Source organism: Enterobacter cloacae complex sp. IR5384, from assembly GCF_049237265.1.
Taxonomy (GTDB): Bacteria; Pseudomonadota; Gammaproteobacteria; order Enterobacterales; family Enterobacteriaceae; genus Enterobacter; species Enterobacter cloacae.
Window position 1 is genome coordinate 129,438 of record NZ_JBMKHJ010000002.1, and the last position, 22,032, is coordinate 151,469.

21 protein-coding genes are annotated in these 22,032 nt (G+C 55.5%); 15 read left to right on the forward strand and 6 right to left on the reverse strand.

The window, feature by feature from the left end; all coding sequences use genetic code 11:
- The first annotated feature begins 67 nt into the window (after nt 1-67).
- The 3 genes from ACOTX3_RS02740 to sstT all read left to right on the forward strand — a co-directional run bounded on the left by ACOTX3_RS02740 (nt 68) and on the right by sstT (nt 3,749).
- Nucleotides 68-1,066, forward strand: a complete 999-nt coding sequence (locus ACOTX3_RS02740) for a Gfo/Idh/MocA family protein (protein WP_013098856.1) — start codon at nt 68-70, stop codon at nt 1,064-1,066.
- Between the two features lie 251 nt (nt 1,067-1,317).
- Complete coding sequence (locus ACOTX3_RS02745) at nt 1,318-2,286, forward strand: TerC family protein (protein ID WP_038985777.1); 969 nt, start codon at nt 1,318-1,320, stop codon at nt 2,284-2,286.
- 221 nt (nt 2,287-2,507) lie between these two features.
- Nucleotides 2,508-3,749, forward strand: coding sequence for a serine/threonine transporter SstT (sstT, locus tag ACOTX3_RS02750; RefSeq protein WP_013098858.1), 1,242 nt, complete (start codon nt 2,508-2,510; stop codon nt 3,747-3,749).
- A 91-nt stretch (nt 3,750-3,840) separates the two neighbouring features.
- On the opposite strand, the gene ACOTX3_RS02755 is transcribed toward sstT, so the two are convergent.
- Both ACOTX3_RS02755 and uxaC read right to left on the reverse strand, forming a co-directional pair.
- Nucleotides 3,841-5,328 carry a UxaA family hydrolase gene (locus ACOTX3_RS02755; RefSeq protein WP_058678722.1) on the reverse strand — a complete coding sequence of 496 codons (1,488 nt, stop codon included), beginning with the start codon at nt 5,326-5,328 and terminating at the stop codon, nt 3,841-3,843.
- 17 nt (nt 5,329-5,345) lie between these two features.
- Nucleotides 5,346-6,758: a glucuronate isomerase gene (gene uxaC / locus ACOTX3_RS02760; protein ID WP_038420676.1), complete on the reverse strand. Its 1,413-nt coding sequence runs from the start codon at nt 6,756-6,758 to the stop codon at nt 5,346-5,348.
- A gap of 473 nt (nt 6,759-7,231) precedes the next feature.
- Here uxaC and ACOTX3_RS02765 point away from each other — a divergent pair, with 473 nt between their 5' ends.
- From ACOTX3_RS02765 to ACOTX3_RS02815, 11 genes are all read left to right on the forward strand, one after another.
- The gene (locus tag ACOTX3_RS02765; RefSeq protein WP_013098861.1) at nt 7,232-8,530 is read left to right on the forward strand and encodes an MFS transporter; all 1,299 of its coding nucleotides are present in this window, start codon (nt 7,232-7,234) and stop codon (nt 8,528-8,530) included.
- Nucleotides 8,531-8,671: 141 nt separating this feature from the next.
- Complete coding sequence (gene exuR, locus ACOTX3_RS02770; protein WP_013098862.1) at nt 8,672-9,448, forward strand: transcriptional regulator ExuR; 777 nt, start codon at nt 8,672-8,674, stop codon at nt 9,446-9,448.
- 343 nt (nt 9,449-9,791) lie between these two features.
- Nucleotides 9,792-10,454 (forward strand): DedA family general envelope maintenance protein YqjA, encoded by a 663-nt coding sequence (gene yqjA, locus ACOTX3_RS02775; protein ID WP_013098863.1) that lies wholly within the window; start codon nt 9,792-9,794, stop codon nt 10,452-10,454.
- Between the two features lie 2 nt (nt 10,455-10,456).
- Nucleotides 10,457-10,840, forward strand: a complete 384-nt coding sequence (mzrA, locus tag ACOTX3_RS02780; RefSeq protein ID WP_020689389.1) for an EnvZ/OmpR regulon moderator MzrA — start codon at nt 10,457-10,459, stop codon at nt 10,838-10,840.
- A 142-nt stretch (nt 10,841-10,982) separates the two neighbouring features.
- Nucleotides 10,983-11,351 carry a DUF1090 domain-containing protein gene (locus ACOTX3_RS02785; protein ID WP_013098865.1) on the forward strand — a complete coding sequence of 123 codons (369 nt, stop codon included), beginning with the start codon at nt 10,983-10,985 and terminating at the stop codon, nt 11,349-11,351.
- A 29-nt stretch (nt 11,352-11,380) separates the two neighbouring features.
- Nucleotides 11,381-11,686 carry a DUF883 family protein gene (locus ACOTX3_RS02790; RefSeq protein WP_013098866.1) on the forward strand — a complete coding sequence of 102 codons (306 nt, stop codon included), beginning with the start codon at nt 11,381-11,383 and terminating at the stop codon, nt 11,684-11,686.
- 1 nt (nt 11,687) lies between these two features.
- On the forward strand, nt 11,688-12,086 hold the full coding sequence (locus ACOTX3_RS02795) for a phage holin family protein (RefSeq protein WP_013098867.1): 399 nt from the start codon (nt 11,688-11,690) through the stop codon (nt 12,084-12,086).
- Nucleotides 12,083-12,379, forward strand: coding sequence for a YqjK-like family protein (locus ACOTX3_RS02800; RefSeq protein ID WP_013098868.1), 297 nt, complete (start codon nt 12,083-12,085; stop codon nt 12,377-12,379). The genes ACOTX3_RS02795 and ACOTX3_RS02800 overlap by 4 nt, the downstream gene beginning before the upstream one ends.
- 688 nt (nt 12,380-13,067) lie before the next feature.
- The gene (locus tag ACOTX3_RS02805; protein ID WP_013098869.1) at nt 13,068-13,460 is read left to right on the forward strand and encodes a DoxX family protein; all 393 of its coding nucleotides are present in this window, start codon (nt 13,068-13,070) and stop codon (nt 13,458-13,460) included.
- A gap of 72 nt (nt 13,461-13,532) precedes the next feature.
- On the forward strand, nt 13,533-14,519 hold the full coding sequence (locus ACOTX3_RS02810; protein WP_013098870.1) for a glutathione S-transferase family protein: 987 nt from the start codon (nt 13,533-13,535) through the stop codon (nt 14,517-14,519).
- 105 nt (nt 14,520-14,624) lie between these two features.
- The gene (locus tag ACOTX3_RS02815) at nt 14,625-14,990 is read left to right on the forward strand and encodes a DUF805 domain-containing protein (RefSeq protein WP_013098871.1); all 366 of its coding nucleotides are present in this window, start codon (nt 14,625-14,627) and stop codon (nt 14,988-14,990) included.
- Nucleotides 14,991-15,031: 41 nt separating this feature from the next.
- On the opposite strand, the gene ACOTX3_RS02820 is transcribed toward ACOTX3_RS02815, so the two are convergent.
- Complete coding sequence (locus ACOTX3_RS02820; protein ID WP_127869080.1) at nt 15,032-15,934, reverse strand: LysR family transcriptional regulator; 903 nt, start codon at nt 15,932-15,934, stop codon at nt 15,032-15,034.
- Between the two features lie 104 nt (nt 15,935-16,038).
- Between ACOTX3_RS02820 and ACOTX3_RS02825 the strand changes: the two genes are divergently transcribed.
- Nucleotides 16,039-16,740: a pirin family protein gene (locus ACOTX3_RS02825; RefSeq protein ID WP_013098873.1), complete on the forward strand. Its 702-nt coding sequence runs from the start codon at nt 16,039-16,041 to the stop codon at nt 16,738-16,740.
- A 62-nt stretch (nt 16,741-16,802) separates the two neighbouring features.
- Here ACOTX3_RS02825 and ACOTX3_RS02830 read toward each other — a convergent pair whose 3' ends face one another.
- From ACOTX3_RS02830 to pflB, 3 genes are all read right to left on the reverse strand, one after another.
- Nucleotides 16,803-18,104, reverse strand: a complete 1,302-nt coding sequence (locus tag ACOTX3_RS02830) for a serine dehydratase subunit alpha family protein (protein WP_058678720.1) — start codon at nt 18,102-18,104, stop codon at nt 16,803-16,805.
- Between the two features lie 21 nt (nt 18,105-18,125).
- The gene (locus ACOTX3_RS02835; RefSeq protein WP_058678719.1) at nt 18,126-19,457 is read right to left on the reverse strand and encodes an amino acid permease; all 1,332 of its coding nucleotides are present in this window, start codon (nt 19,455-19,457) and stop codon (nt 18,126-18,128) included.
- A gap of 270 nt (nt 19,458-19,727) precedes the next feature.
- On the reverse strand, nt 19,728-22,022 hold the full coding sequence (pflB, locus tag ACOTX3_RS02840; protein WP_013098876.1) for a formate C-acetyltransferase: 2,295 nt from the start codon (nt 22,020-22,022) through the stop codon (nt 19,728-19,730).
- Between the last annotated feature and the right edge of the window lie 10 nt (nt 22,023-22,032).

The window sequence follows — 22,032 nt, forward strand, 5'->3', positions numbered from 1 at the left end:
ACTGGTTTTGCAACAATCACGTGCTACAGTGGCTAAAGGTTCCCCGCTATGGAGTACGTAAACGTTTATGATACGTTTCGCAGTCATTGGTACGAACTGGATCACGCGCCAGTTCGTCGACGCCGCCCACGAAACCGGCAAACTTAAGCTCACCGCCGTCTATTCCCGCAGCCTTGAACAGGCGCAGGCCTTCGCGAACGATTATCTGGTTGAACATCTGTTCACCTCGCTTGATGAGATGGCGCAAAGCGACGCCATTGACGCGGTCTATATCGCCAGCCCTAACGCCCTGCACTTCCCGCAAACCCGGCTCTTCCTCAGCCATAAAAAGCATGTCATTTGCGAGAAGCCGTTGGCCTCGAATATCGAGGAAGTGGAAGCCGCTATTCAGTGCGCCCGCGACAACCAGGTGGTGCTGTTCGAAGCGTTCAAAACCGCCAGCCTGCCGAACTTCCTGCTGCTACAGCAGTCTTTGCCGAAGGTGGGCAAAGTGCGCAAAGCCTTTATTAACTACTGTCAGTACTCGTCGCGCTACCAGCGTTATCTGGACGGCGAGAACCCGAACACCTTTAATCCGGCCTTCTCCAACGGCTCGATTATGGACATCGGTTTCTATTGCCTGGCCTCTGCGGTTGCCCTGTGGGGCGAGCCGCACGGCGTAACGGCCACTGCCAGCCTGCTGGAGAGCGGTGTGGATGCGCACGGTGTCGTGGTGCTGGATTACGGTGATTTCAGCGTCACGCTGCAGCACTCCAAAGTGAGTGACTCCGTCCTGCCAAGTGAAATTCAGGGTGAAAACGGATCGCTGGTTATCGAGAAGATCTCCGAATGCCAGAAGCTGAGCTTTGTGCCACGCGGCGGTAAAGCGCAGGAGCTGACGCAGCCTCAGCATATTAACACTATGCTCTATGAGGCAGAGGTCTTCGCCCGTCTGGTGGAAGACAACGAAGTGAATCACCCTGGGCTTGCGATAAGCCGCACCACGGCGAAGCTGCAAACGGAAATCCGTCGCCAGACCGGCGTGGTTTTCCCGGCTGACGGCGTGAGCACAGAAGCTATCGCGTAAAGCTGTGTAATGAATGACTGAGGACCATTGACGAAACTGATGGTCTGACATATTTTGTTACGAGCAAAGGGGAGTAACTTCCTTGCCGGTGGATCGTCATTACGATGCGTGCAAAACCGCATCCGGTCGCCGGGCAACCTTCGTGGTTGTAAGTGAGACCTTGCCGGAAGGCGAGGTCTATGCATAAAAAGCTAACGGCTATCGTCTTCTGATCATGGCCGTTTTTGTTTTTTATGTGTAAGGAAAATAGTATGCATTCTGTCGGCACTCCAATGTTGTGGGGCGGATTCGCGGTTGTCGTGCTCATCATGCTGGCAATCGACCTCTTTTTGCAGGGCCGTCGCGGCGAGCACGGCATGAGCGTCAAGCAAGCCGCCGTCTGGTCGCTGGTGTGGGTATCCCTCTCACTCCTTTTCTGCGCCGCCTTCTGGTGGTATCTGGCCTCGACCGAAGGCCGTGCGGTGGCTGATCCTCAGGCGCTCGCCTTCCTCACCGGTTATCTGATTGAAAAAGCGCTGGCGGTTGATAACGTCTTCGTCTGGCTGATGCTGTTCAGCTACTTTGCCGTGCCTGCTGCCCTGCAGCGTCGCGTGCTGGTTTACGGCGTGCTGGGGGCGATCGTTCTGCGTACCATCATGATCTTCGCCGGAAGCTGGCTGATAACCCAGTTCGAATGGCTGCTGTACGTCTTTGGCGCGTTCCTGCTGTTCACCGGGGTTAAAATGGCGCTGGCGAAAGAAGACGAAACCGGTATTGGTGATAAGCCGCTGGTGAAGTGGATCCGTGGTCATCTGCGCATGACGGACAAAATCGAGAGCGAGCATTTCTTTGTCCGCAAGAATGGCCTGCTGTTCGCCACCCCGCTGCTGCTGGTGCTGATTCTGGTGGAGCTGAGCGATGTGATCTTCGCCGTGGACAGTATCCCGGCTATCTTCGCCGTCACTACCGACCCGTTCATTGTGCTGACCTCTAACCTGTTCGCTATTCTCGGTTTGCGTGCGATGTATTTCCTGCTGGCAGGCGCGGCTGAGCGCTTCTCAATGCTGAAGTACGGTCTGTCGGTGATCCTGGTGTTTATCGGTATCAAGATGCTGATTGTCGATTTCTACCATATCCCGATTGCCATCTCGCTCGGCGTGGTGTTTGGCATTCTGCTGGTAACGCTGATTATCAATACCTGGGTTAACCGCCAGCACGATAAAAAGCAGCAGGTGGAGTAATCCCCTCACCCTGGCCCTCTCCCCACAGGGGAGAGGGTGAACACACTTTCGTTAAGCAATAGTTAAAAAACATGATGCAACACGTAAAATCCAGCATTTTACTCTTCCGCCTTTCCTCGCTTTCCCTGATACTCAACCAGGCAAACAAATACTTACATCCGGACATAAATGTGCCTTAGAGCACAGCCAGGATGGAACGCAATTTCACTCAGGAATAACGTATGAGCACACAATCACGCGGTCTGTTCGCGCGCCTGGCGCAGGGCAGCCTTGTAAAACAAATTCTGGTCGGGTTGGTACTGGGTATTCTGCTGGCAATGGTGTCAAAACCTGCTGCAGAAGCCACGGGACTGCTTGGAACCCTTTTCGTTGGCGCACTGAAAGCTGTGGCACCGGTACTGGTTCTGATGCTGGTCATGGCGTCGATTGCCAACCACCAACACGGACAAAAAACCAACATTCGGCCGATCCTCTTCCTGTATCTTCTGGGCACCTTCTCCGCTGCCTTAACCGCCGTGGTATTTAGCTTCCTGTTCCCGTCTACGCTGCACCTAACCAGCGCGGCCGGTGATGTCACGCCGCCATCCGGGATTGTGGAAGTGCTGCGTGGCCTGCTGATGAGCATGGTCTCTAACCCAATCACGGCGCTGATGAACGCAAACTACATTGGCATCCTGGTCTGGGCAATTGGGCTGGGCTTCGCGCTGCGTCATGGTAATGAGACCACGAAAAACCTGGTTAACGATGTCTCGAACGCCGTGACCTTCATGGTGAAAATCGTTATTCGCTTCGCCCCAATCGGTATTTTTGGTCTGGTCTCCTCTACGCTGGCAACCACCGGTTTTGACGCGCTGTGGGGCTACGCACAGCTGCTGATCGTCCTGGTTGGCTGCATGCTGCTGGTGGCGCTGGTAGTTAACCCCCTGCTGGTGTTCTGGCAGATCCGCCGCAACCCGTATCCACTGGTAATGACCTGCCTGCGCGAGAGCGGCGTGTACGCCTTCTTTACCCGCAGCTCCGCAGCTAACATTCCGGTTAACATGGCGCTGGCGGAAAAACTGAATCTGGATCGTGATACTTACTCCGTGTCTATCCCGCTGGGTGCAACCGTGAACATGGCGGGCGCGGCGATCACCGTCACCGTGCTGACCCTGGCGGCAGTGCATACGCTGGGTATCGCGGTGGATCTGCCTACGGCGCTGCTGCTGAGCGTGGTGGCCTCGCTGTGTGCCTGTGGCGCATCCGGCGTGGCGGGCGGCTCTCTGCTGTTGATCCCGCTGGCGTGCAATATGTTTGGTATCCCGAACGAAATTGCCATGCAGGTGGTCGCAGTCGGCTTCATTATCGGCGTGCTGCAGGATTCCTGTGAGACGGCGCTGAACTCTTCTACCGACGTGCTGTTCACCGCTGCGGCCTGTCAGGCGGAAGATGCGCGTTTAGCGAAGAACGCATTACGAGGTTAACAGCAAAACGGCAACCCTGAGGTTGCCGTTTTTAGTGTTTGTCCCCTCTCCCGTGGGAGAGGGTCAGGGTGAGGGCATCAGGCCGCACCGATCACAACGTCACACCACTCTTAAAGATCGCCAGCTCACGGAAGTCGTTTTTCTCGTTGCAGGTCTGCTTGCCGTTGGCAAATTCCACAATACTGTCCACAAACTCCGTCAGCAATTCAGGCATTGCTTTACCGTGAATGAGCTGACCGGCATCAAAGTCGATCCAGTGCTTTTTCTTCGCCGCCAGTTCACTGTTGGTGGCAATTTTGACCGTCGGGACAAACCCGCCGTACGGCGTACCGCGGCCGGTGCTGAACAGCACCATGTGGCAGCCGGCACCGGCCAGCGCGCTGGTGGCAACTGCATCGTTCCCCGGGGCGCTCAGCAGGTTCAGTCCGTGGGTTTTCAGGCGTTCGCCGTAGCGCAGGACATCCACCACCTGGCTGGCGCCCGCTTTCTGGGTGCAACCCAGTGACTTCTCTTCAAGCGTGGTGATCCCACCCGCTTTGTTACCCGGCGACGGGTTCTCATAAATCGGCTGGTTATGAGCGATGAAGTACTGTTTGAAATCATTCACCATGGTGACCGTTTTCTCAAACGTCGCTTTATCACGGCAGTGGCTCATCAGGATACGCTCGGCACCAAACATCTCCGGCACTTCCGTCAGCACCGTCGTTCCCCCGTTGGCGATCACATAGTCCGAGAAGCGGCCCAGCATCGGGTTCGCGGTGATGCCGGAAAGACCGTCCGAGCCACCACACTCCAGCCCAAACTTAAGCTCGCTCAGCTTGCCCGGCTCACGTTTATCGTGGCGCATCGCCTCATACAGCTGGTGCAGTTGCTCAACGCCCGCTTCCACTTCATCATCCTGATGCTGACACACCATAAAGTGCACGCGCTCAGGGTCAAACTCGCCCAGCGTCTCCCGGAAGGCATCCACCTGGTTGTTCTCGCAGCCCAGGCCAATCACCAGCACCGCCCCCGCGTTCGGATGACACACCATATTTTGCAGCATGGTACGGGTGTTGATGTGATCGTCACCCAGCTGTGAACAGCCGTAGGTGTGGCTGAACAGGTGCACGCCGTCAATGCCTTCGGCATCGTGAGTCTCTTTCAGGAAACGCGTCTGGATTTGACGCGCGATCCCATTCACGCAACCGACGGTCGGGAGGATCCAGAGTTCGTTGCGGATCCCTACCTCACCGTTGGCGCGGCGGTAGATCTGCACCTCACGATCCGCCGCCTGCTCCTCTTGCGCATGGAAATCAGGTTGATAGCTGTACTCGTCCAGATCGCTCAGATTGGTGCGGGTATTGTGGGAATGAATGTATTCACCCGGCGCAATATCCGCCAGCGCATGGCCAATCGGTAAACCGTACTTCACCACGTTCTCCCCTTTCATAATGGGGATCAGGGCAAACTTATGTCCACGTCCAATGGCCTGGCGCAACGTGACCGATTGATTACCGAAAGTGACCTCTGTTCCTTCGGTCAGATCTGCCAGCGCGACGCCGACGTTATCCAGCGAATGGATTTTGATGTAGTGCATATCAACCTCAAACGGGCTTAGTTCAGTTCAATGGCGAAGTAGTCACGCGCATTGTTAAAGCAGATGTTTCTCACCATCTCGCCAAGCAGCTGGATATCCGCCGGTGCTTCGCCCGCGTGCACCCAGCGGCCAATCATCTGGCACAGAATGCGGCGGAAGTATTCGTGGCGGGTGTAGGAGAGGAAACTGCGGCTGTCGGTCAGCATGCCGACAAAGCGGCTTAACAGACCCAACTGCGCCAGTTGCGTCATCTGACGCTCCATGCCATCTTTCTGGTCATTGAACCACCAGCCGGAGCCGAACTGCATCTTGCCCGGCATCCCTTCCCCCTGGAAGTTGCCGATCATGGTGCCCAGCACTTCGTTATCGCGCGGGTTCAGGCAGTAGAGGATGGTTTTGGGCAGCAGGTTTTGCTCGTTCTGTTTGCTCAGCAGTTTAGAGAGCGCTTCGGCCAGCGGACGGTCGTTGATGGAGTCAAAGCCCACGTCCGCGCCCAGCAGTTTGAACTGACGCTGGTTGTTATTACGCAGCGCGCCAATGTGGTACTGCTGCACCCAGCCGCGACGGGCATATTCAGCGCCAAGGAAGACCAGTACCGCAGTTTTGAACTGGGCGACTTCATGCTCGCTCAGGGCTTCACCGGAGAGACGGCGCGCCAGAATGCTATCCAGCTCGGCTTCGTTAGATTCTGCAAACAGCACCACGTCCAGCGCATGGTCAGAGACTTTACAGCCGTGTGCCGCAAAGTGATCCAGACGTTTGATCAGCGCACTCTGCAGGTCCGCAAAACGACGGATGTCGGTGTCAGAAACCTCGCCCAGCTTCGCCATATAGTCGCTAAAGGTGTCGAGTTCGATGTTAAAGGCTTTATCCGGACGCCAGCTTGGCAGCACTTTGATATCAAACGCGGTGTCTTTTGCAATGACCGCGTGATGTTCAAGCGAGTCGATCGGGTCGTCGGTGGTGCCCACCATCTTCACGTTCATCTGCTTCATGATGCCGCGCGCGGAGAAGTTATCCTGTGCCAGCAAGTCGTTGCACTGCTCCCAGATCTCATCCGCCGTAGCCGGTGAAAGCAGCTTACCGGTAATGCCAAACGGACGGCGCAGTTCGAGGTGCGTCCAGTGATAGAGCGGGTTACCGATGGTCTGCGGCACGGTAGCCGCCCAGGCATCAAATTTCTCGCGGTCGCTTGCGTCGCCGGTACACAGGCGTTCAGCGACGCCGTTGGTGCGCATGGCGCGCCATTTATAGTGATCGCCCTTCAGCCAGATGTCATACAGGTTTTTAAAACGGTAATTGTCGGCAACCTGCTGCGGCGGTAAATGGCAGTGGTAATCAAAAATGGGCTGGTCTTTTGCGTAGTCGTGATACAGGCGGCGGGCAAATTCAGTGTCTAACAGAAAATCGTCGGTCATAAACGGTGTCATTATCGTCTTCCTCGTAACGGGAGCGGCAGAAAGCTTATGTTCAGATGCTGCAAAGTTATCACACCAATTTCCAGAGCCTGAGGTTTTTTTCGTGAGTTGGATCAATAAACCTGGACAAAAAAATTACCCCGAATGAGGTAAACCCTTCTGCAGACCGCGTCAGAACTGGCTTCGCCTGCGCCAGATAATGCCCCTACAAAGAATCATACATTTGTGATGTCACTCACCTTTTAAAGTTGTATGACAAGTTATCTTTTCGCCGTCGCAAACACGCAGCCGACGGAATGCATTACCGGTGTCAGACATCGGATTTAACGGTACGGAAACCGACTTATGCACGCTTATTTATGGCAAGGTTCGGGCCGTTCCGGGACGTTCTCCCGGTTACGCCCCTCCCGTTACACAGCCCTCCCCCAAACCGGTGAGAGGTTGCCGTGCCCTGGCACGGAAATAACATAACGATGAGGTTTTAGATGCGTAAAATTAAAGGGTTACGTTGGTATATGATCGCACTGGTGACGCTCGGCACCGTGCTGGGCTACCTCACGCGTAACACCGTGGCAGCCGCCGCGCCCACGTTGATGGAAGAGCTGCACATCTCCACGCAGCAATACTCCTACATCATTGCCGCCTACTCCGCGGCTTATACCATCATGCAGCCTGTTGCAGGCTATGTGCTGGACATTCTCGGTACCAAAATCGGTTATGCCTTCTTCGCCATCGCCTGGGCGGTGTTCTGCGGTGCAACGGCGCTGGCAGGCAGTTGGGGCGGCCTGGCGCTGGCACGCGGCGCGGTAGGTGCGGCGGAAGCGGCGATGATCCCGGCAGGGCTGAAAGCCAGCTCTGAGTGGTTCCCGGCAAAAGAGCGTTCCATTGCGGTCGGTTACTTCAACGTCGGCTCGTCCATCGGGGCGATGATTGCCCCCCCGCTGGTAGTGTGGGCCATCGTCATGCACAGCTGGCAGATGGCGTTTATTATCTCTGGCGTACTGAGCTTTGCCTGGGCCATGGCGTGGCTGGTGTTCTATAAACACCCGCGTGACCAGAAAAAACTGTCTGAAGAAGAACGCGAGTACATCATTGGCGGTCAGGAAGCGCAGCACCAGACTAACAACGGCAAAAAAATGTCCGTCTGGCAGATCCTGGGGACCCGTCAGTTCTGGGGTATCGCGCTGCCACGCTTCCTGGCTGAACCGGCCTGGGGCACCTTTAACGCCTGGATCCCACTGTTCATGTTTAAGGTCTATGGCTTTAACCTGAAAGAGATCGCCATGTTCGCCTGGATGCCCATGCTGTTCGCTGACCTGGGCTGTATCGTGGGTGGTTACCTGCCGCCGCTGTTCCAGCGCTGGTTTGGGGTGAACCTGATTGTTTCCCGTAAGATGGTCGTGACCATGGGCGCGCTGCTGATGATTGGCCCGGGGATGATCGGCCTGTTCACCAGCCCGTACGTGGCTATCGCCCTGCTGTGCATCGGTGGTTTTGCACACCAGTCGTTGTCCGGTGCGCTGATTACCCTCTCGTCTGACGTGTTTGGCCGTAACGAAGTGGCAACGGCCAACGGCCTGACCGGGATGGCCGCCTGGACCGCAAGTACCCTGTTTGCGCTGGTGGTGGGTGCGCTGGCGGATACCATCGGTTTCAGCCCGCTGTTTGCGGTACTGGCTATCTTCGACCTGATGGGGGCAGTCGTTATCTGGACGGTGCTGAAAAGCAAATCTGCCGACGAACTGGCGAAAGAGTCCCTCGGGGGACCGGCGACGCAGAGTTAGCATTGCTGTGCCGGGTGGCGCTGCGCTTACCCGAGCTATAAAACCAGCCGCCTCCGGGCGGCTTTTTTAATGGCAAAATCTGGAGAGTGGCATGCAAAAGTGGTATAACAAATCATCCGCCGTACCCTGCCTGGAGCGCATATGGAAATCACCGAACCACGTCGTTTATATCAACAACTTGCTGCCGAGCTGAAAGATCGCATCGAGCAAGGGGTCTATCTTGTCGGTGACAAACTCCCCGCTGAGCGCTTCATAGCCGATGAAAAAAACGTGAGCCGCACCGTGGTGCGTGAAGCGATCATCATGCTCGAAGTGGAAGGTTACGTTGAGGTTCGCAAAGGTTCCGGCATTCATGTGATTTCTAATCAGCCTAAACACTCTCCTGTTGCGGACGAAAGCCTGGAATTTGCCAGCTATGGTCCGTTTGAGCTGCTCCAGGCCCGCCAGCTCATTGAAAGCAACATTGCGGAATTTGCGGCAACCCAGGTGACCAAGCAGGACATCATGAAACTGATGGAGATCCAGGAGAACGCCCGCAAGGAAAAATGTTTCCGCGATTCGGAGTGGGATCTGCAGTTCCACGTTCAGGTGGCACTGGCAACGCAAAATACGGCGCTGGCCGCAATTGTAGAAAAAATGTGGACTCAGCGCGTTCACAACCCGTACTGGAAAAAACTGCACGATCATATCGATTCACGTACGGTGGATAACTGGTGTGACGATCACGACCAAATCCTCAAGGCGCTGATTCGTAAAGATCCCCATGCCGCGAAACTGGCCATGTGGCAGCACCTCGAGAACACCAAGCAGATGCTGTTCAATGAGACCAGTGACGACTTCGAATTTAACGCCGACCGTTATCTTTTTGCGGATAATCCTGTCGTTCACCTCGATACCGCGTCAAGTCAGGCAAAATAGTTTGCCTCCGTGCTGGCAGGCGCTTCGCTGCGCCTTCCCACGCTTATGGGTAAGCAAAACATATATAGTGTCAGCCTTTGTAAATCCCCTCGCTCACTTCCAGGGCTTACGCCAAAATCATCACACCCTGCAAATTCTGTGACGCAGAACGTTGGGCTTTGTTACAATTGGATTCAATTCCTTATTTTGTAAGTTAGTGCTTGCTAACCAGCCAATTAACAGGGAAAAGTGTTGGCCACACCGCAATGTGTCCGCGAGCGACCATAATGAAATCACAACAATGTCGCCGTGCTGTTTGTCCCGGATAACAGGCGTGACGTTAACCGATTTCCAGGAACACTGAATGGAACTTTTGACCCAACTACTGAATGCCCTCTGGGCTCAGGATTTCGAAACGCTGGCCAACCCTTCCATGATTGGCATGCTCTATTTTGTCCTGTTTATGATCCTGTTCCTTGAGAACGGTCTGCTGCCTGCGGCCTTTTTGCCTGGCGACAGTTTGCTGGTGCTGGTCGGCGTGCTGTGTGCCAAAGGGGCGATGGCGTTTCCGCAAACCATTTTTTTACTGACCGTCGCCGCCAGCCTCGGCTGCTGGGTGAGCTACATCCAGGGACGATGGCTTGGCAATACGCGGATCGTGCAGAACTGGCTTTCGCACCTTCCGGCTCATTATCACCAGCGGGCGCACCATCTTTTCCATAAGCACGGCCTTTCCGCACTGCTGATTGGCCGCTTTATTGCGTTTGTACGTACTTTGTTGCCGACCATCGCGGGTCTGTCAGGTCTCAGCAGCACTCGCTTCCAGTTCTTTAACTGGATGAGCGGCCTGCTGTGGGTGCTGATCCTTACCACGCTGGGCTATGCGCTGGGTAAAACGCCGGTCTTCATGAAGTATGAAGATCAACTGATGTCATGCCTGATGCTGCTGCCTGTCGTCCTGCTGGTCTTCGGCCTGATCGGTTCGCTGGTTGTCCTGTGGAAGAAAAAATACGGAGCCAGGAGCTAACCATGGTTATCTCAGCGCTCTCCCTGCGTCGTTGTGCGTACGCACTGATCGCCCTGGTGCTTATCAGCGCCATGCTTCTGGTCTGGAGCGCGCTTTCGCATCAGGAATCTACGCTGGCCATTCGCCCGGTTAATCAGGGTGTCAGCGTACCGGATGGGTTTTCTGTCTGGCACCATCTGGATGCCAACGGGATCCGCTTTAAAAGTATCACCCCACAAAACGATGTGTTACTGATCAAGTTTGACTCTCGTGCGCAGAGCGCGGCCGCGAAAGTGGTGCTTGACCGCACGCTGCCGCAGGGATACATCATTGCCCAGCAGGACGATGACAGCCGGCCAGCGGCCTGGCTGTCGCTGATTCGCGATACGTCGCATCGATTTGGATAATTACCAGGATTCCGAATCTTTTCACTCACTTTGGTGAATCCCCCGTTTACTTACTATGCTTAAGTACGCGGAGCACCCCTCAAATGTTCTCCGCTTAGTCTGGATAGCGGCGTATGCCGCAACACAATGGAAGGTTTCGATAATGAAATTCCGCATTACTCTGGCTTTGGCCCTTTTATCTTTAAGCACTGCCTCCTTCGCCACTTCTCTCTGTCAGGAGAAAGAGCAGGATATTCAGCGTGAGATCGGTTATGCCGAAAAGCACAACAATCAGCATCGTGTTGAGGGGCTGAAAAAAGCGCTGAGCGAAGTGAAAGCGAACTGTTCAGACAGCCAACTGCGTGCCGATCACCAGAAAAAAATCGCTGAACAGAAGGACGAGATAACCGAGCGTCGTCACGACCTGCAGGAAGCGAAAGAGAAAGGGGATGCGGAAAAAATTGCCAAGCGCGAGAGAAAGCTGAAAGAAGCGCAGGACGACCTGAAAGCGCTGGAAGCTCGCGATTATTGAGTTAACGGAAATCTCAACAGGAGAAAATCATGTCAAAAGATACGACGTCTGAACATCTGCGCGCTGAACTGAAATCCCTGGCTGACACCCTTGAAGAGGTGCTGAACTCCTCCGCCGATAAATCAAAAGAAGAGGTCAGCAAACTGCGCAGTAAAGCGGAGCAAGCGCTGAAAGAGAGCCGTTATCGCCTGGGTGAAACCGGTGATGCGCTGGCAAAACAGACACGTGAAGCCGCAGCGCGTGCTGACGAATATGTTCGCGATAATCCGTGGACGGGTGTCGGTATTGGTGCCGCAATCGGTGTGGTACTGGGCGTACTGCTGACGCGTCGTTGATATGGAAGATCCTCGTCACGCACAAGGGCCTGCTAACAACGTCCTCGGCATCGGCCAGCGTATCTTAACGACGCTGGTCGGGATTGCCGAAACGCGCGTCCGGCTGGCAGTGGTAGAGCTGGAAGAGGAGAAAGCCAACCTCTTCCAGATGCTGCTGATGCTTGGACTGACCATGCTCTTCGCCGCGTTTGGTCTGATGAGCCTGATGGTACTCATCATCTGGGCCATCGATCCGCAATATCGACTCAACGCGATGATTGCCACCACCGTCGTTTTGCTGGTTGCAGCACTGATTGGCGGTATCTGGACGATGCGCAAAGCGCGTAAGTCCACTTTCCTGCGCCATACGCGCCAGGAGCTGGCGAACGATCGCGCTCTGCTGGAGGATGACAAACCGTGAGCGATAAAGCCGAACGTGAAAAGCGAAAAGCCTTTCTGTTAAGTCAGATCCAGCAGCAACGGCTGGATCTGTCTGCCAGCCGCCGCGACTGGATTGATGCGACGCGTCGGTTTGACCGTGGCTGGAACACCTTCCTGAGCCTGCGTTCCTGGGCTCTGGTTGGCAGCAGTGTGATGGCAATCTGGACGATCCGTCATCCAAATATGCTGATCCGTTGGGCCCGACGCGGCTTTGGTGCCTGGAGCGCCTGGCGCCTGGTGAAAGCGACGATTCGCCAGCAGCAGCTTCGGTGATAAAAGCAAAACGGTAACCCTGGTTACCGTTTTTTGTTTTTACGCCCTCTCCCTGTGGGCTGAGGGTTCCCCACAAAATAATACCTGCACGGAGGACTCCCTCTCCCTTGAGGGAGAGGGCTGGGGTGAGGGGGAACATATGGCTGTAGAGGTAATTCCGTTCACTTTACGTTCCTTGCTGCTCTGTAACAACATGACCCGTGAACGTGCCAGGGTGGCTCAATCGCCACCACCCTGGCAACCCGGGCTCCCGGCGGTAAATCGCCGCTTCGCGGTGCCTTCGGTTTATTCCTTCCGGCTTATCGGGGACGGGCGGATGTAACGTCCCTGTAAAGCCGCCCTCTCGGCGCATCCATGCGCCTCGCCCCGGCCTGCAGGAAACGCCTCAGCGATTTACAGCCGGACCAGGGCGTCGCTGTAAATCATTCATTTTCCTGAAACAACTTTCGTCGCTTTCGGTAAAAAAATTACTGGGGATCCCTCAGCTCTGTGGGAGAGGGTTGGGGTGAGGGCACCAGCGCGCACCTGCCCTTACTCAATATCTTTGAAAAAGATTGACAGTTTTCCTTGCTAACAATCGCCAACCGTCACGTTTATGATGCTCTCCATCGACAGCAAAGACGCGGTATCTACCCGAATTTGCAGAGAAATAATGTTCAGCCGCTGATGTGGTTTCCTGGAGAGTAAAATGAAAAAATTAGAAGATGTTGGTGTACTGGTAGCACGTATTCTGATGCCAATTCTGTTCATCGTTGCAGGTTGGGGCAAAATCACCGGTTATGCGGGTACCCAGCAGTATATGGAAGCCATGGGCGTTCCGGGCTTCATGCTGCCACTGACCATTCTGCTTGAGTTCGGCGGCGGCCTGGCGGTACTGTTCGGCTTCCTGACCCGTACCACGGCGCTGTTTACTGCGGGCTTCACCCTGCTGACGGCGTTCATCTTCCACAGCAACTTTGCTGAAGGCGTGAACTCCCTGATGTTCATGAAAAACCTGACCATTGCGGGTGGCTTCCTGCTGCTGGCTGTCACCGGCCCGGGCGCATACAGCATCGACCGCGTTCTGAATAAGAAATGGTAAGCACGCTATACTGAATAAACACAAAGCGAGGAGACCTCTCCTCGCTTTTGCTATCTGACGGAGGAGAAAAAAATGGGACAACTCGTAGACGGCGTCTGGCAGGATGTCTGGTATGACACCAAATCCACCGGTGGACGCTTCAAGCGCTCTGTTTCGGCCTTCCGTAACTGGCTTACCGCCGATGGTGCTCCCGGCCCGAGTGGCGAAGGTGGCTTTGCGGCCGAGAAAGATCGTTATCACCTCTATGTTTCCCTCGCCTGCCCGTGGGCGCACCGCACGCTGATTGTGCGCAAGCTGAAAGGCCTCGAATCCTTAATTCCGGTGTCGGTGGTGAACCCGCTAATGCTGGAAAACGGCTGGACGTTCGACCATGATTTCCCTGCTGTGACGGGTGATGAACTGTATCATCACGATTTCCTCTACCAGCTTTATCTGCGCGCCGACCCGCACTACACCGGGCGCGTCACCGTACCGGTTCTGTGGGATAAGAAAAACCAGACGATTGTCAGCAATGAGTCTGCGGAGATCATCCGCATGTTCAACACCGCCTTCGACGCCCATGGCGCGCGCGCCGGGGATTACTATCCGGTTGAGCTGCGAGACAAAATCGATGAGCTGAACAGCTGGATTTACGACAACGTTAATAACGGCGTTTACAAGGCCGGTTTTGCCACCAGCCAGGAAGCCTACGACGAAGCGGTTGGAAAAGTCTTTGAATCTCTTGAGCGTCTGGAGCAGATCCTCGGCCAGCACCGCTACCTGACGGGCGATCGTCTGACGGAAGCGGATATCCGCCTTTGGACGACGCTGGTTCGTTTTGATCCGGTCTATGTCACCCACTTTAAGTGTGACAAACACCGCATCAGCGATTATCTGAACCTGTATGGTTTCCTGCGCGACATCTACCAGATGCCGGGAATTGCCGAAACGGTCGATTTTGACCATATCCGCACCCACTATTTCCGCAGCCACAAAACCATTAACCCGACGGGTATTATCTCCATCGGGCCGTGGCAGGATCTGAATGAACCCCACGGGCGCGACGTTCGTTTTGGATAAATATTAAGGGCATCGTGAGATGCCCTTTTTTAATTCACAATCTCCATCTATCCTTACCTCGATCGCTTAGAAAACAAGTGATTGACTGATAAATGAGGCAAGGAAATGGATTGGTATTTAAACGTACTGCGCAACTACATTGGATTTGGTGGCCGCGCGCGCCGCAAAGAGTACTGGATGTTCATTCTGGTGAACTTCATTTTTGCTCTGGTGCTGAGCATCGTGGATAAAATTCTGGGCTGGGAGTGGGCGAGTGGGGAAGGCGTCCTTACATCGATTTATGCCATCTTTATTCTTCTGCCGTCCTGGGCCGTACAGTTCCGCCGGCTTCACGACACGGATCGTTCCGCCTGGTGGTTACTGCTGCTGTTAATCCCGGTAGTGGGATGGATTGTGATTTTAATCTTCAACTGTCAGAGCGGGACGCCGGGTGAAAACCGCTTTGGTCCGGATCCGAAGATCGGCGCGTAAATTTATGCCCGATGGCGCTTAGGCACATCGGGCTTACTCTTTTATTTGTTGTGATGCGCAAAGAGCTTTGGAATTTCTCGCAAACACCACGATTTGGCTTCGCCCATGCTGTCGCGACGCCACGCCATAATGATATCCACTTCGCTGGTGTACTCCGGGCTGACAACGCGCAGACGCCCTTCAGCAATATCTTTTTCAACAAACGGATACGGCATAGTCGCTACGCCCAATCCTGCCAGCAATGCCTGGCGCTTATCTTCCAGCGATGTGACCGTCAGACGCGGCTGTTTATCCAGCAACTGCACCGTTAGCACCGGACGTTCGCGCGCGGTATCCGCAACCGCCACGCCCCTGTACTTCACGCGCGTCACTTCAGAAAGCGGCTCCGGCTCCTGGTGAATCGGGTGATTTGGCGCGGCGACGTAAACGTTCATCACGCTGTAGAGTTTACGGGAGTTGATCTCAGACGATGAACGGAAGTGCATATCCGGCGCAATCACGATATCCGCCCTGCCCGTCTCCAGACGCTCCCACGCGCCTGCCAGCACCTCGGTGATGATTGAAAGGTGCGTATTCGCTTTGTCTGCCAGCCTGTCTACCAGCGGGAATAACGCCTCGGTAGGCACCAGAGCCTCAGTGACCAGCGTCAGGTGGGTTTCCCAGCCGCGTGCCAGCGCCTCGGCGTCCGTCGTCAGTTTATCCGCCGCTTCCAGCAGTACGCGACCACGTTCCAGCAGCATCCGTCCAACGTTCGTGAATTTTGTTCGATGACCGGAACGGTCAAAGAGCACCACGTCCAGCTCTTCCTCCAGCTTTTGCATGGTATAGCTGAGCGCAGACGGAACGCGCCCCAGTTCATCTGCCGCGGCGGCAAAGCTGCCACGCCTGTCAATCGCGTCCATGACGCGAAGCGCCTCAAGCGTCAATGCTCTCTCTTTAGCCATCTCGTTCTCATTCAGGAAATTTGAACATACCGGGCAGAATATCTGGCTAACAATGAAGCGTCCATACCTTTACCATTGTTTTAGTGTAAAGAGAGGTCAAGTTTATGATTACGACAAGAACAGCTAAACAGTGCGGACAAGCCGATTTCGGTTGGCTGCAGGCCCGCTACACCTTTTCCTTTGGACACTACTTTGACCCTAAACTTCTCGGTTACGCTTCACTGCGCGTGTTAAATCAGGAAGTGCTCGCCCCGGGCGCCTCCTTCCAGCCGCGTACGTATCCGAAAGTCGATATCCTGAACCTGATCCTGGAAGGCGAGGCAGAATACCGCGATAGCGAGGGCAATCATGTCCAGGCAAAGGCTGGCGAAGCGCTGTTAATTTCCACGCAGCCGGGCATTAGCTATAGCGAGCATAATCTCAGCAAAGACAAAACGCTGACCCGCATGCAGCTGTGGCTGGATGCCTGCCCTGAGCGGGAAAATCCGCTGGTGCAAAAAATCGATCTGCAGAGCGAAAAGCAACAGCTGATCGCTTCTCCGGACGGGAGCAAAGGCAGCCTGCAACTGCGTCAGCAGGTGTGGCTGCACCATATTGAACTGAAGAAAGGTGAACAGGCGAGCTTCCAGCTTCATGGCCCGCGCGCCTACCTGCAATCGATTCACGGTACGGTGCATGCGGTAACGCACACGGAAGAGAAAGAGGCGCTCACCTGCGGCGACGGGGCGTTTATTCGTGATGAAGCGAATATTACGCTGGTGGCCGATACGCCGCTGCGTGCGCTGCTGATTGATTTGCCGGTGTAGAGAATGCCCTCATCCTAACCCTCTCCCACAGGGAGAGGGAACCGATCGAGCACCTGAACTCGCTACACCTTACTCGCCATAATCTCAATAATCTGCCGGTCCGTTGCCTGCATTGAGCGGCACGCTAACGCGCACAGGTTAGAGATAGACTGCTCCACATCGTGCGCCACAATCCCTTCATTGCCCGTCACGGCAGACTCATCCAGCGCCATCATCACCGCTTTCCAGGCGCTGCTGACGCTGGTTGAGACTTTCATGGCACAACTGTTTGAAGCGCCGTCGCAAATCATCCCACTGACGTCACCGATCATGCTGCTGATGGCCATCGCGATCGTTTGATAGTTTCCCCCCATCAGCCAGGCCATGCCGCCTGCCGCCCCCATCGCTGCGGTTGTCGCAGCGCACAGCGCCGACAGGCGGGGAAGCTGGGCGTGGATATAGATCGCCGAAAGATGGGACAGCATCAGCGCTCTGGCCAGCCGTTCCTCATCAGCCTGAACGTGCTCCGCCACAACCACTACCGGCATGGTGGCGGTGATCCCCTGATTGCCGGACCCTGAATTGCTCATTGCCGGAAGCGTAGCACCGCCCATTCGGGCGTCAGAGGCCGCGCTGGTGCGGATAACAATGTCCGAGCCAACATCCTTCGCCATCCATCCGCGCGTGCGCTGCTTATTCAGCGTCGCGCCAATATGCAGCCCCCATTTTCCGCTCAGCCCTTCACGAGAAAGGGCATCGTTAAGCTGCCCCGCCTGCAGAATAAAGCGGATCGCCTCACACGGAACCTGCTCCACGAACGTGAGGATCGCCGACAGCGTGGTGTGAGAGAACACCTCCAGCGGATCGTCACCCGCCTCTCCCGGCTGTTCATCACGGATGAAGCGTGTTTCACCCTCACAGACCACCTCCACCACGCGAGTATGCCCGCCTGCGATGGTCACCATGGCCGAGGCCTCTCCGGCATAAACACAGGCGCGCGAATAGAGGATTTCCTCGCACGGCACCTGCAGTTTCACCTGGACCTGACCCGCATTGAGCAGGGCTTTGGCACGTTCCAGCGCATCGGCTGACGCCCCTTTTAGCACCTCCAGCCCGGCGCGGGCATTCCCGCCCGTCGCTCCCAGCGCCGCCGCAATGGGTAGCCCGACCATGCCGGTGCCGGGTACCGTTACGCCAAGCCCATTTTTCATCAGATTGGGCGATACCCATGCTTCAATGCGCGTTACCTCACCGGGCAGGTGCTCAGCGGCTATCGCACAGGCCAGCGCCAGAGAGATAGGTTCAGTGCACCCCAACGCAGGTTTAACCTCTTCCTGCACCGCGCGAATAAAATGATTCCATAAAGGGTTAGTTTGCTCAGACATCGTTACGACCTTAATTGCTCCTCAGGAGAATGCGAGGAAAGGAGAAACACAAAGCAGCAGCCCGGTAATGATGATAATCACCAGTGATACGCCTTTATATTTATGCAGGGCGGTTACCTTGTAGACCAGCCATGCAGGGATCAGACAGCCCACCATGCCGAAGATGGGGCTGCAAATAGACGTGAAGCTCAGCACCGGCGCGTTTAACACAATCGCGCTCCAGGCCAGCAGGATGGCGAACAGCATGATCCCACGCTGGACGGTGTTTTCATTGATTTTCTCTGCCGGCATTTTGCGACGCAGGATGTTCATCACGATGCCCTGCGTGGCCTCGCGAAAACCAAGATAGACGCCGAAGAAGGCCGTCATAACAGCAAAGATATTGAGGATCACGCTGACGATTTTGACCCAGCCCGCACCTTCTCCGCTGATAAACTGCGCCGCAATCGCCAGGGCAGAGATGTTCTGCTCATAGGCTTTGACCGCTTCATCGTGCCCCATCGCCAGTGTGAAGGAGACGGCGTAGAAGAATACCGTCACAAACAGCACGCCAAAGGCGATATTCATGGCCCGCAGCGCTTTATGACGCGCCACCTCAACGGACTTTTCCCGTGAACGGTAGGAGATCACCATCGGGCTTAAGGTCTGAATAAACAGAATTGAGGTTAAGGTAAAGGGAAGCGTAATGATGGCATTTTTAATCAGCAGCCCCATCGGCGGCAGCATGCCTACGTTGGCTAAATGCCAGAGGCCAATCATCGACAAGCCCAGCGCGGCAACCACAAATAGCTTGGTCAACACCATCAGGCTGGAGACTTTAAACAGCAGCTTTTCGCCGCGGGAAGAGATGGCCACCAGAATACAGATCAGCACTAACCCGTAGAACGGGTTTTCTGAGAGTAGCCCGTCGGTAACGCCAAAGGTCTGCAAATAAGAGGCGCTGTCGTTGGTAATGGCGGTGGAATAGACAAACATCCAGATGACCAGCATCACAAAATAGAGTGCGCCTAATAAGATGCCCCAGTTTTTCCCGAGATATCCGCTAATGACGCTCGGATAATCTTTGCATTCAGGTGATTCCGCCAGCGTATTAATAAACAGGCGCTGGAATAAATACATCGCCGGATATCCAATCACGGACGAGAGCAAAAAGACCCACAGCCCCATTAATCCGACCTGCACCGGGAGAAAAACAATCCCCGCGCCGATGGCCATCCCGATACTCATGATGACCCAGCCCGTATCGGTACTGTCGAACTTGATCGCCTCGCGCCATTCGCTCTCACGCATTCCCGCCCGCCTTGCCGCGGGGGAATCATTCACAATCACACTGCTGTTTGTAGCCGTATCCATAAGGCACTCGCTTTTTTGTAGGGTAACTGATTAATTTTTATAGGTTTCCGTTCGCCAGCGATGGCGAGTCAGAGAGTGCAGGTGCTTGTTGTTAGTGTGAGAAAATCATAGCCGGAGAGAGGGAGAAAAAAGTCACAAAATAAATAGGGCTTTTCTAATACTGGAGGAAGATTTGCTTTTGAAATACTCAATAAGGTGGATATTTTCTAAACGTGATGGCATTCACGAAATTAAAAGCCTCCCCAAAGGGGAGGCCCGCCTTAGTCTGGATTACATCACCTGCGTAAACGTCCTTGAAATCACATCCTGCTGCTGCTCGCGCGTCAGGGCATTAAACCGCACCGCATACCCCGAAACGCGGATCGTCAGGTTCGGGTAATTTTCCGGGTGTTCAATGGCATCCAGCAGCATTTCCCGGTTCATGACGTTGACGTTCAGATGCTGCCCGCCCTCGATGGCTGTTTCGTGGTGGAAGTACCCGTCCAGCAGCCCCACAAGGTTGGTTTTGCGTACCAGCTCGTCCTTGCCCAGCGCCTGCGGCACGATGGAGAAGGTGTAAGAGATCCCATCCTTGGCGTAGGTGAACGGCAACTTGGCAACCGAGGTTAACGACGCCACTGCCCCTTTTCTGTCACGTCCGTGCATTGGGTTGGCACCCGGCGCAAACGGCGTGCCGCCCCGGCGTCCGTCTGGCGTGTTGCCGGTCTTCTGGCCGTACACCACGTTCGAGGTGATGGTCAGGATCGACTGGGTCGGCACCGCGTTACGATAGGTTGGTAACGCCTGAATTTTCTTCATAAAGCGCTCCACCAGGTCACAGGCGATGCTGTCCACGCGATCGTCGTTGTTACCGTACTGCGGATAATCCCCTTCAATGACAAAATCGACCGCCAGACCGGTATGGTCGCGCACCGGTTTCACCGTCGCATATTTAATGGCCGACAGGGAATCGGCGGCCACCGACAGTCCGGCGATACCGCAGGCCATGGTGCGGTAGACGTCCCGATCGTGCAGCGCCATCAGCGAGGCTTCGTAGCTGTACTTATCATGCATGTAGTGAATGAGATTCAGCGCGCTAATGTACTGCACCGCCAGCCAGTCCATAAAGTGATCCAGGCTCGCCATCACGGTGTCGTAATCCAGCACCTCGTCCAGCAGCGGCGCGGTTTTCGGCCCGACCTGGATCTTCAGCTTCTCATCCACCCCGCCGTTGATCGCATACAGCAACGTTTTCGCCAGGTTGGCGCGGGCACCAAAGAACTGCATCTGCTTGCCGATCACCATCGGGCTGACGCAGCAGGCAATGGCGTAGTCGTCGCTGTTGAAGTCGGCACGCATCAGATCGTCGTTCTCATACTGCAGCGACGAGGTGACAATCGAGACCTGCGCGGCGTATTTCTTGAACGCGATCGGCAGTTGTTCAGACCACAGGATCGTCAGGTTTGGCTCTGGCGCAGGCCCCATGGTGTGCAGCGTGTGCAGGTAGCGGAAGCTGTTTTTGGTCACCAGCGTGCGGCCGTCCAGCCCCATTCCGCCAATAACCTCCGTCGCCCAGATCGGATCGCCAGAGAAGAGCGTGTCGAACTCCGGCGTACGCAGGAAACGCACCATGCGGATCTTCATGATGAAGTGGTCGATCAGCTCCTGTGCCTGAACTTCATTCAGCCGCCCGGCCTGCATGTCGCGCTCAATGTAGATATCGAGGAATGACGCGGTACGCCCCAGCGACATCGCCCCACCGTTCTGGGATTTCACCGCTGCCAGGTAGGCAAAGTACAGCCACTGCACCGCTTCCTGCGCATTCATCGCCGGACGCGAGATATCAAAGCCGTAGTTCGCCGCCATCTGCTGGATCTGCAGCAGCGCACGCTTATGCTCCGCCAGCTCTTCGCGCAGGCGGATCGTCGCCTCCAGATCCTCGCCGCGTTCCAGTCTCGGCTGCAGATCCGCGAACTGCAGTTCACGCTCACGCACCAGATAGCTGATGCCGTACAGCGCCACGCGGCGGTAGTCGCCGATGATGCGCCCGCGTCCGTAGCCGTCCGGCAGCCCGGTCAGTACGCCCGATTTACGGCAACGCATCATCTCCGGTGAGTAGACGTCAAACACGCCCTGGTTATGGGTTTTACGCAGGTCGGTAAACAGGTATTCGAACTGCGGATCCATCTCGCGACCGTAGGCTTCAAACGAGCTGCGGATCATGTTGATCCCACCATACGGATGAAGGGCGCGCTTGAGCGGCTTATCGGTTTGCAGGCCGACGATGGTCTCCAGCTCCCGGTCGATATAGCCCGGTCCGTGAGCGGTAATGGTGGTGGCGATGTTGGTATCGAAATCCACCGGGGCGTGGGTGGCATTTTCCTGGCGAATCCCCACCATCACCTTTTGCCACAGCGCCGTCGTTGCTGGCGTCGCCTGCGCGAGGAAAGTTTCGTCGCCTTCATAAGGGGTGTAGTTATGCTGAATAAAATCGCGCACGTTAACGGCGTCTTTCCATTCTTCACCGCGAAACCCGGCCCATGCGTCGCTGTAGGGCGCAACGCGCGTATCAATCGTTACTTTCATGAGATTCTCG

Bases quoted from the DNA above. Each gene is read 5' to 3' on its own strand.
- ACOTX3_RS02820 (WP_127869080.1), bottom strand. From the start codon at position 15,934: ATGGCTAAAGAGAGAGCATTGACGCTTGAGGCGCTTCGCGTCATGGAC.
- ACOTX3_RS02805 (WP_013098869.1), top strand. From the start codon at position 13,068: ATGAAAAAATTAGAAGATGTTGGTGTACTGGTAGCACGTATTCTGATG.
- ACOTX3_RS02745 (WP_038985777.1), top strand. From the start codon at position 1,318: ATGCATTCTGTCGGCACTCCAATGTTGTGGGGCGGATTCGCGGTTGTC.
- ACOTX3_RS02765 (WP_013098861.1), top strand. From the start codon at position 7,232: ATGCGTAAAATTAAAGGGTTACGTTGGTATATGATCGCACTGGTGACG.
- ACOTX3_RS02795 (WP_013098867.1), top strand. From the start codon at position 11,688: ATGGAAGATCCTCGTCACGCACAAGGGCCTGCTAACAACGTCCTCGGC.
- pflB (WP_013098876.1), bottom strand. From the start codon at position 22,022: ATGAAAGTAACGATTGATACGCGCGTTGCGCCCTACAGCGACGCATGG.
- ACOTX3_RS02755 (WP_058678722.1), bottom strand. From the start codon at position 5,328: ATGCACTACATCAAAATCCATTCGCTGGATAACGTCGGCGTCGCGCTG.
- uxaC (WP_038420676.1), bottom strand. From the start codon at position 6,758: ATGACACCGTTTATGACCGACGATTTTCTGTTAGACACTGAATTTGCC.
- mzrA (WP_020689389.1), top strand. From the start codon at position 10,457: ATGGTTATCTCAGCGCTCTCCCTGCGTCGTTGTGCGTACGCACTGATC.
- ACOTX3_RS02810 (WP_013098870.1), top strand. From the start codon at position 13,533: ATGGGACAACTCGTAGACGGCGTCTGGCAGGATGTCTGGTATGACACC.
- ACOTX3_RS02815 (WP_013098871.1), top strand. From the start codon at position 14,625: ATGGATTGGTATTTAAACGTACTGCGCAACTACATTGGATTTGGTGGC.
- sstT (WP_013098858.1), top strand. From the start codon at position 2,508: ATGAGCACACAATCACGCGGTCTGTTCGCGCGCCTGGCGCAGGGCAGC.
- ACOTX3_RS02825 (WP_013098873.1), top strand. From the start codon at position 16,039: ATGATTACGACAAGAACAGCTAAACAGTGCGGACAAGCCGATTTCGGT.
- ACOTX3_RS02785 (WP_013098865.1), top strand. From the start codon at position 10,983: ATGAAATTCCGCATTACTCTGGCTTTGGCCCTTTTATCTTTAAGCACT.
- ACOTX3_RS02740 (WP_013098856.1), top strand. From the start codon at position 68: ATGATACGTTTCGCAGTCATTGGTACGAACTGGATCACGCGCCAGTTC.
- ACOTX3_RS02835 (WP_058678719.1), bottom strand. From the start codon at position 19,457: ATGGATACGGCTACAAACAGCAGTGTGATTGTGAATGATTCCCCCGCG.
- exuR (WP_013098862.1), top strand. From the start codon at position 8,672: ATGGAAATCACCGAACCACGTCGTTTATATCAACAACTTGCTGCCGAG.
- ACOTX3_RS02830 (WP_058678720.1), bottom strand. From the start codon at position 18,104: ATGTCTGAGCAAACTAACCCTTTATGGAATCATTTTATTCGCGCGGTG.
- ACOTX3_RS02790 (WP_013098866.1), top strand. From the start codon at position 11,381: ATGTCAAAAGATACGACGTCTGAACATCTGCGCGCTGAACTGAAATCC.
- yqjA (WP_013098863.1), top strand. From the start codon at position 9,792: ATGGAACTTTTGACCCAACTACTGAATGCCCTCTGGGCTCAGGATTTC.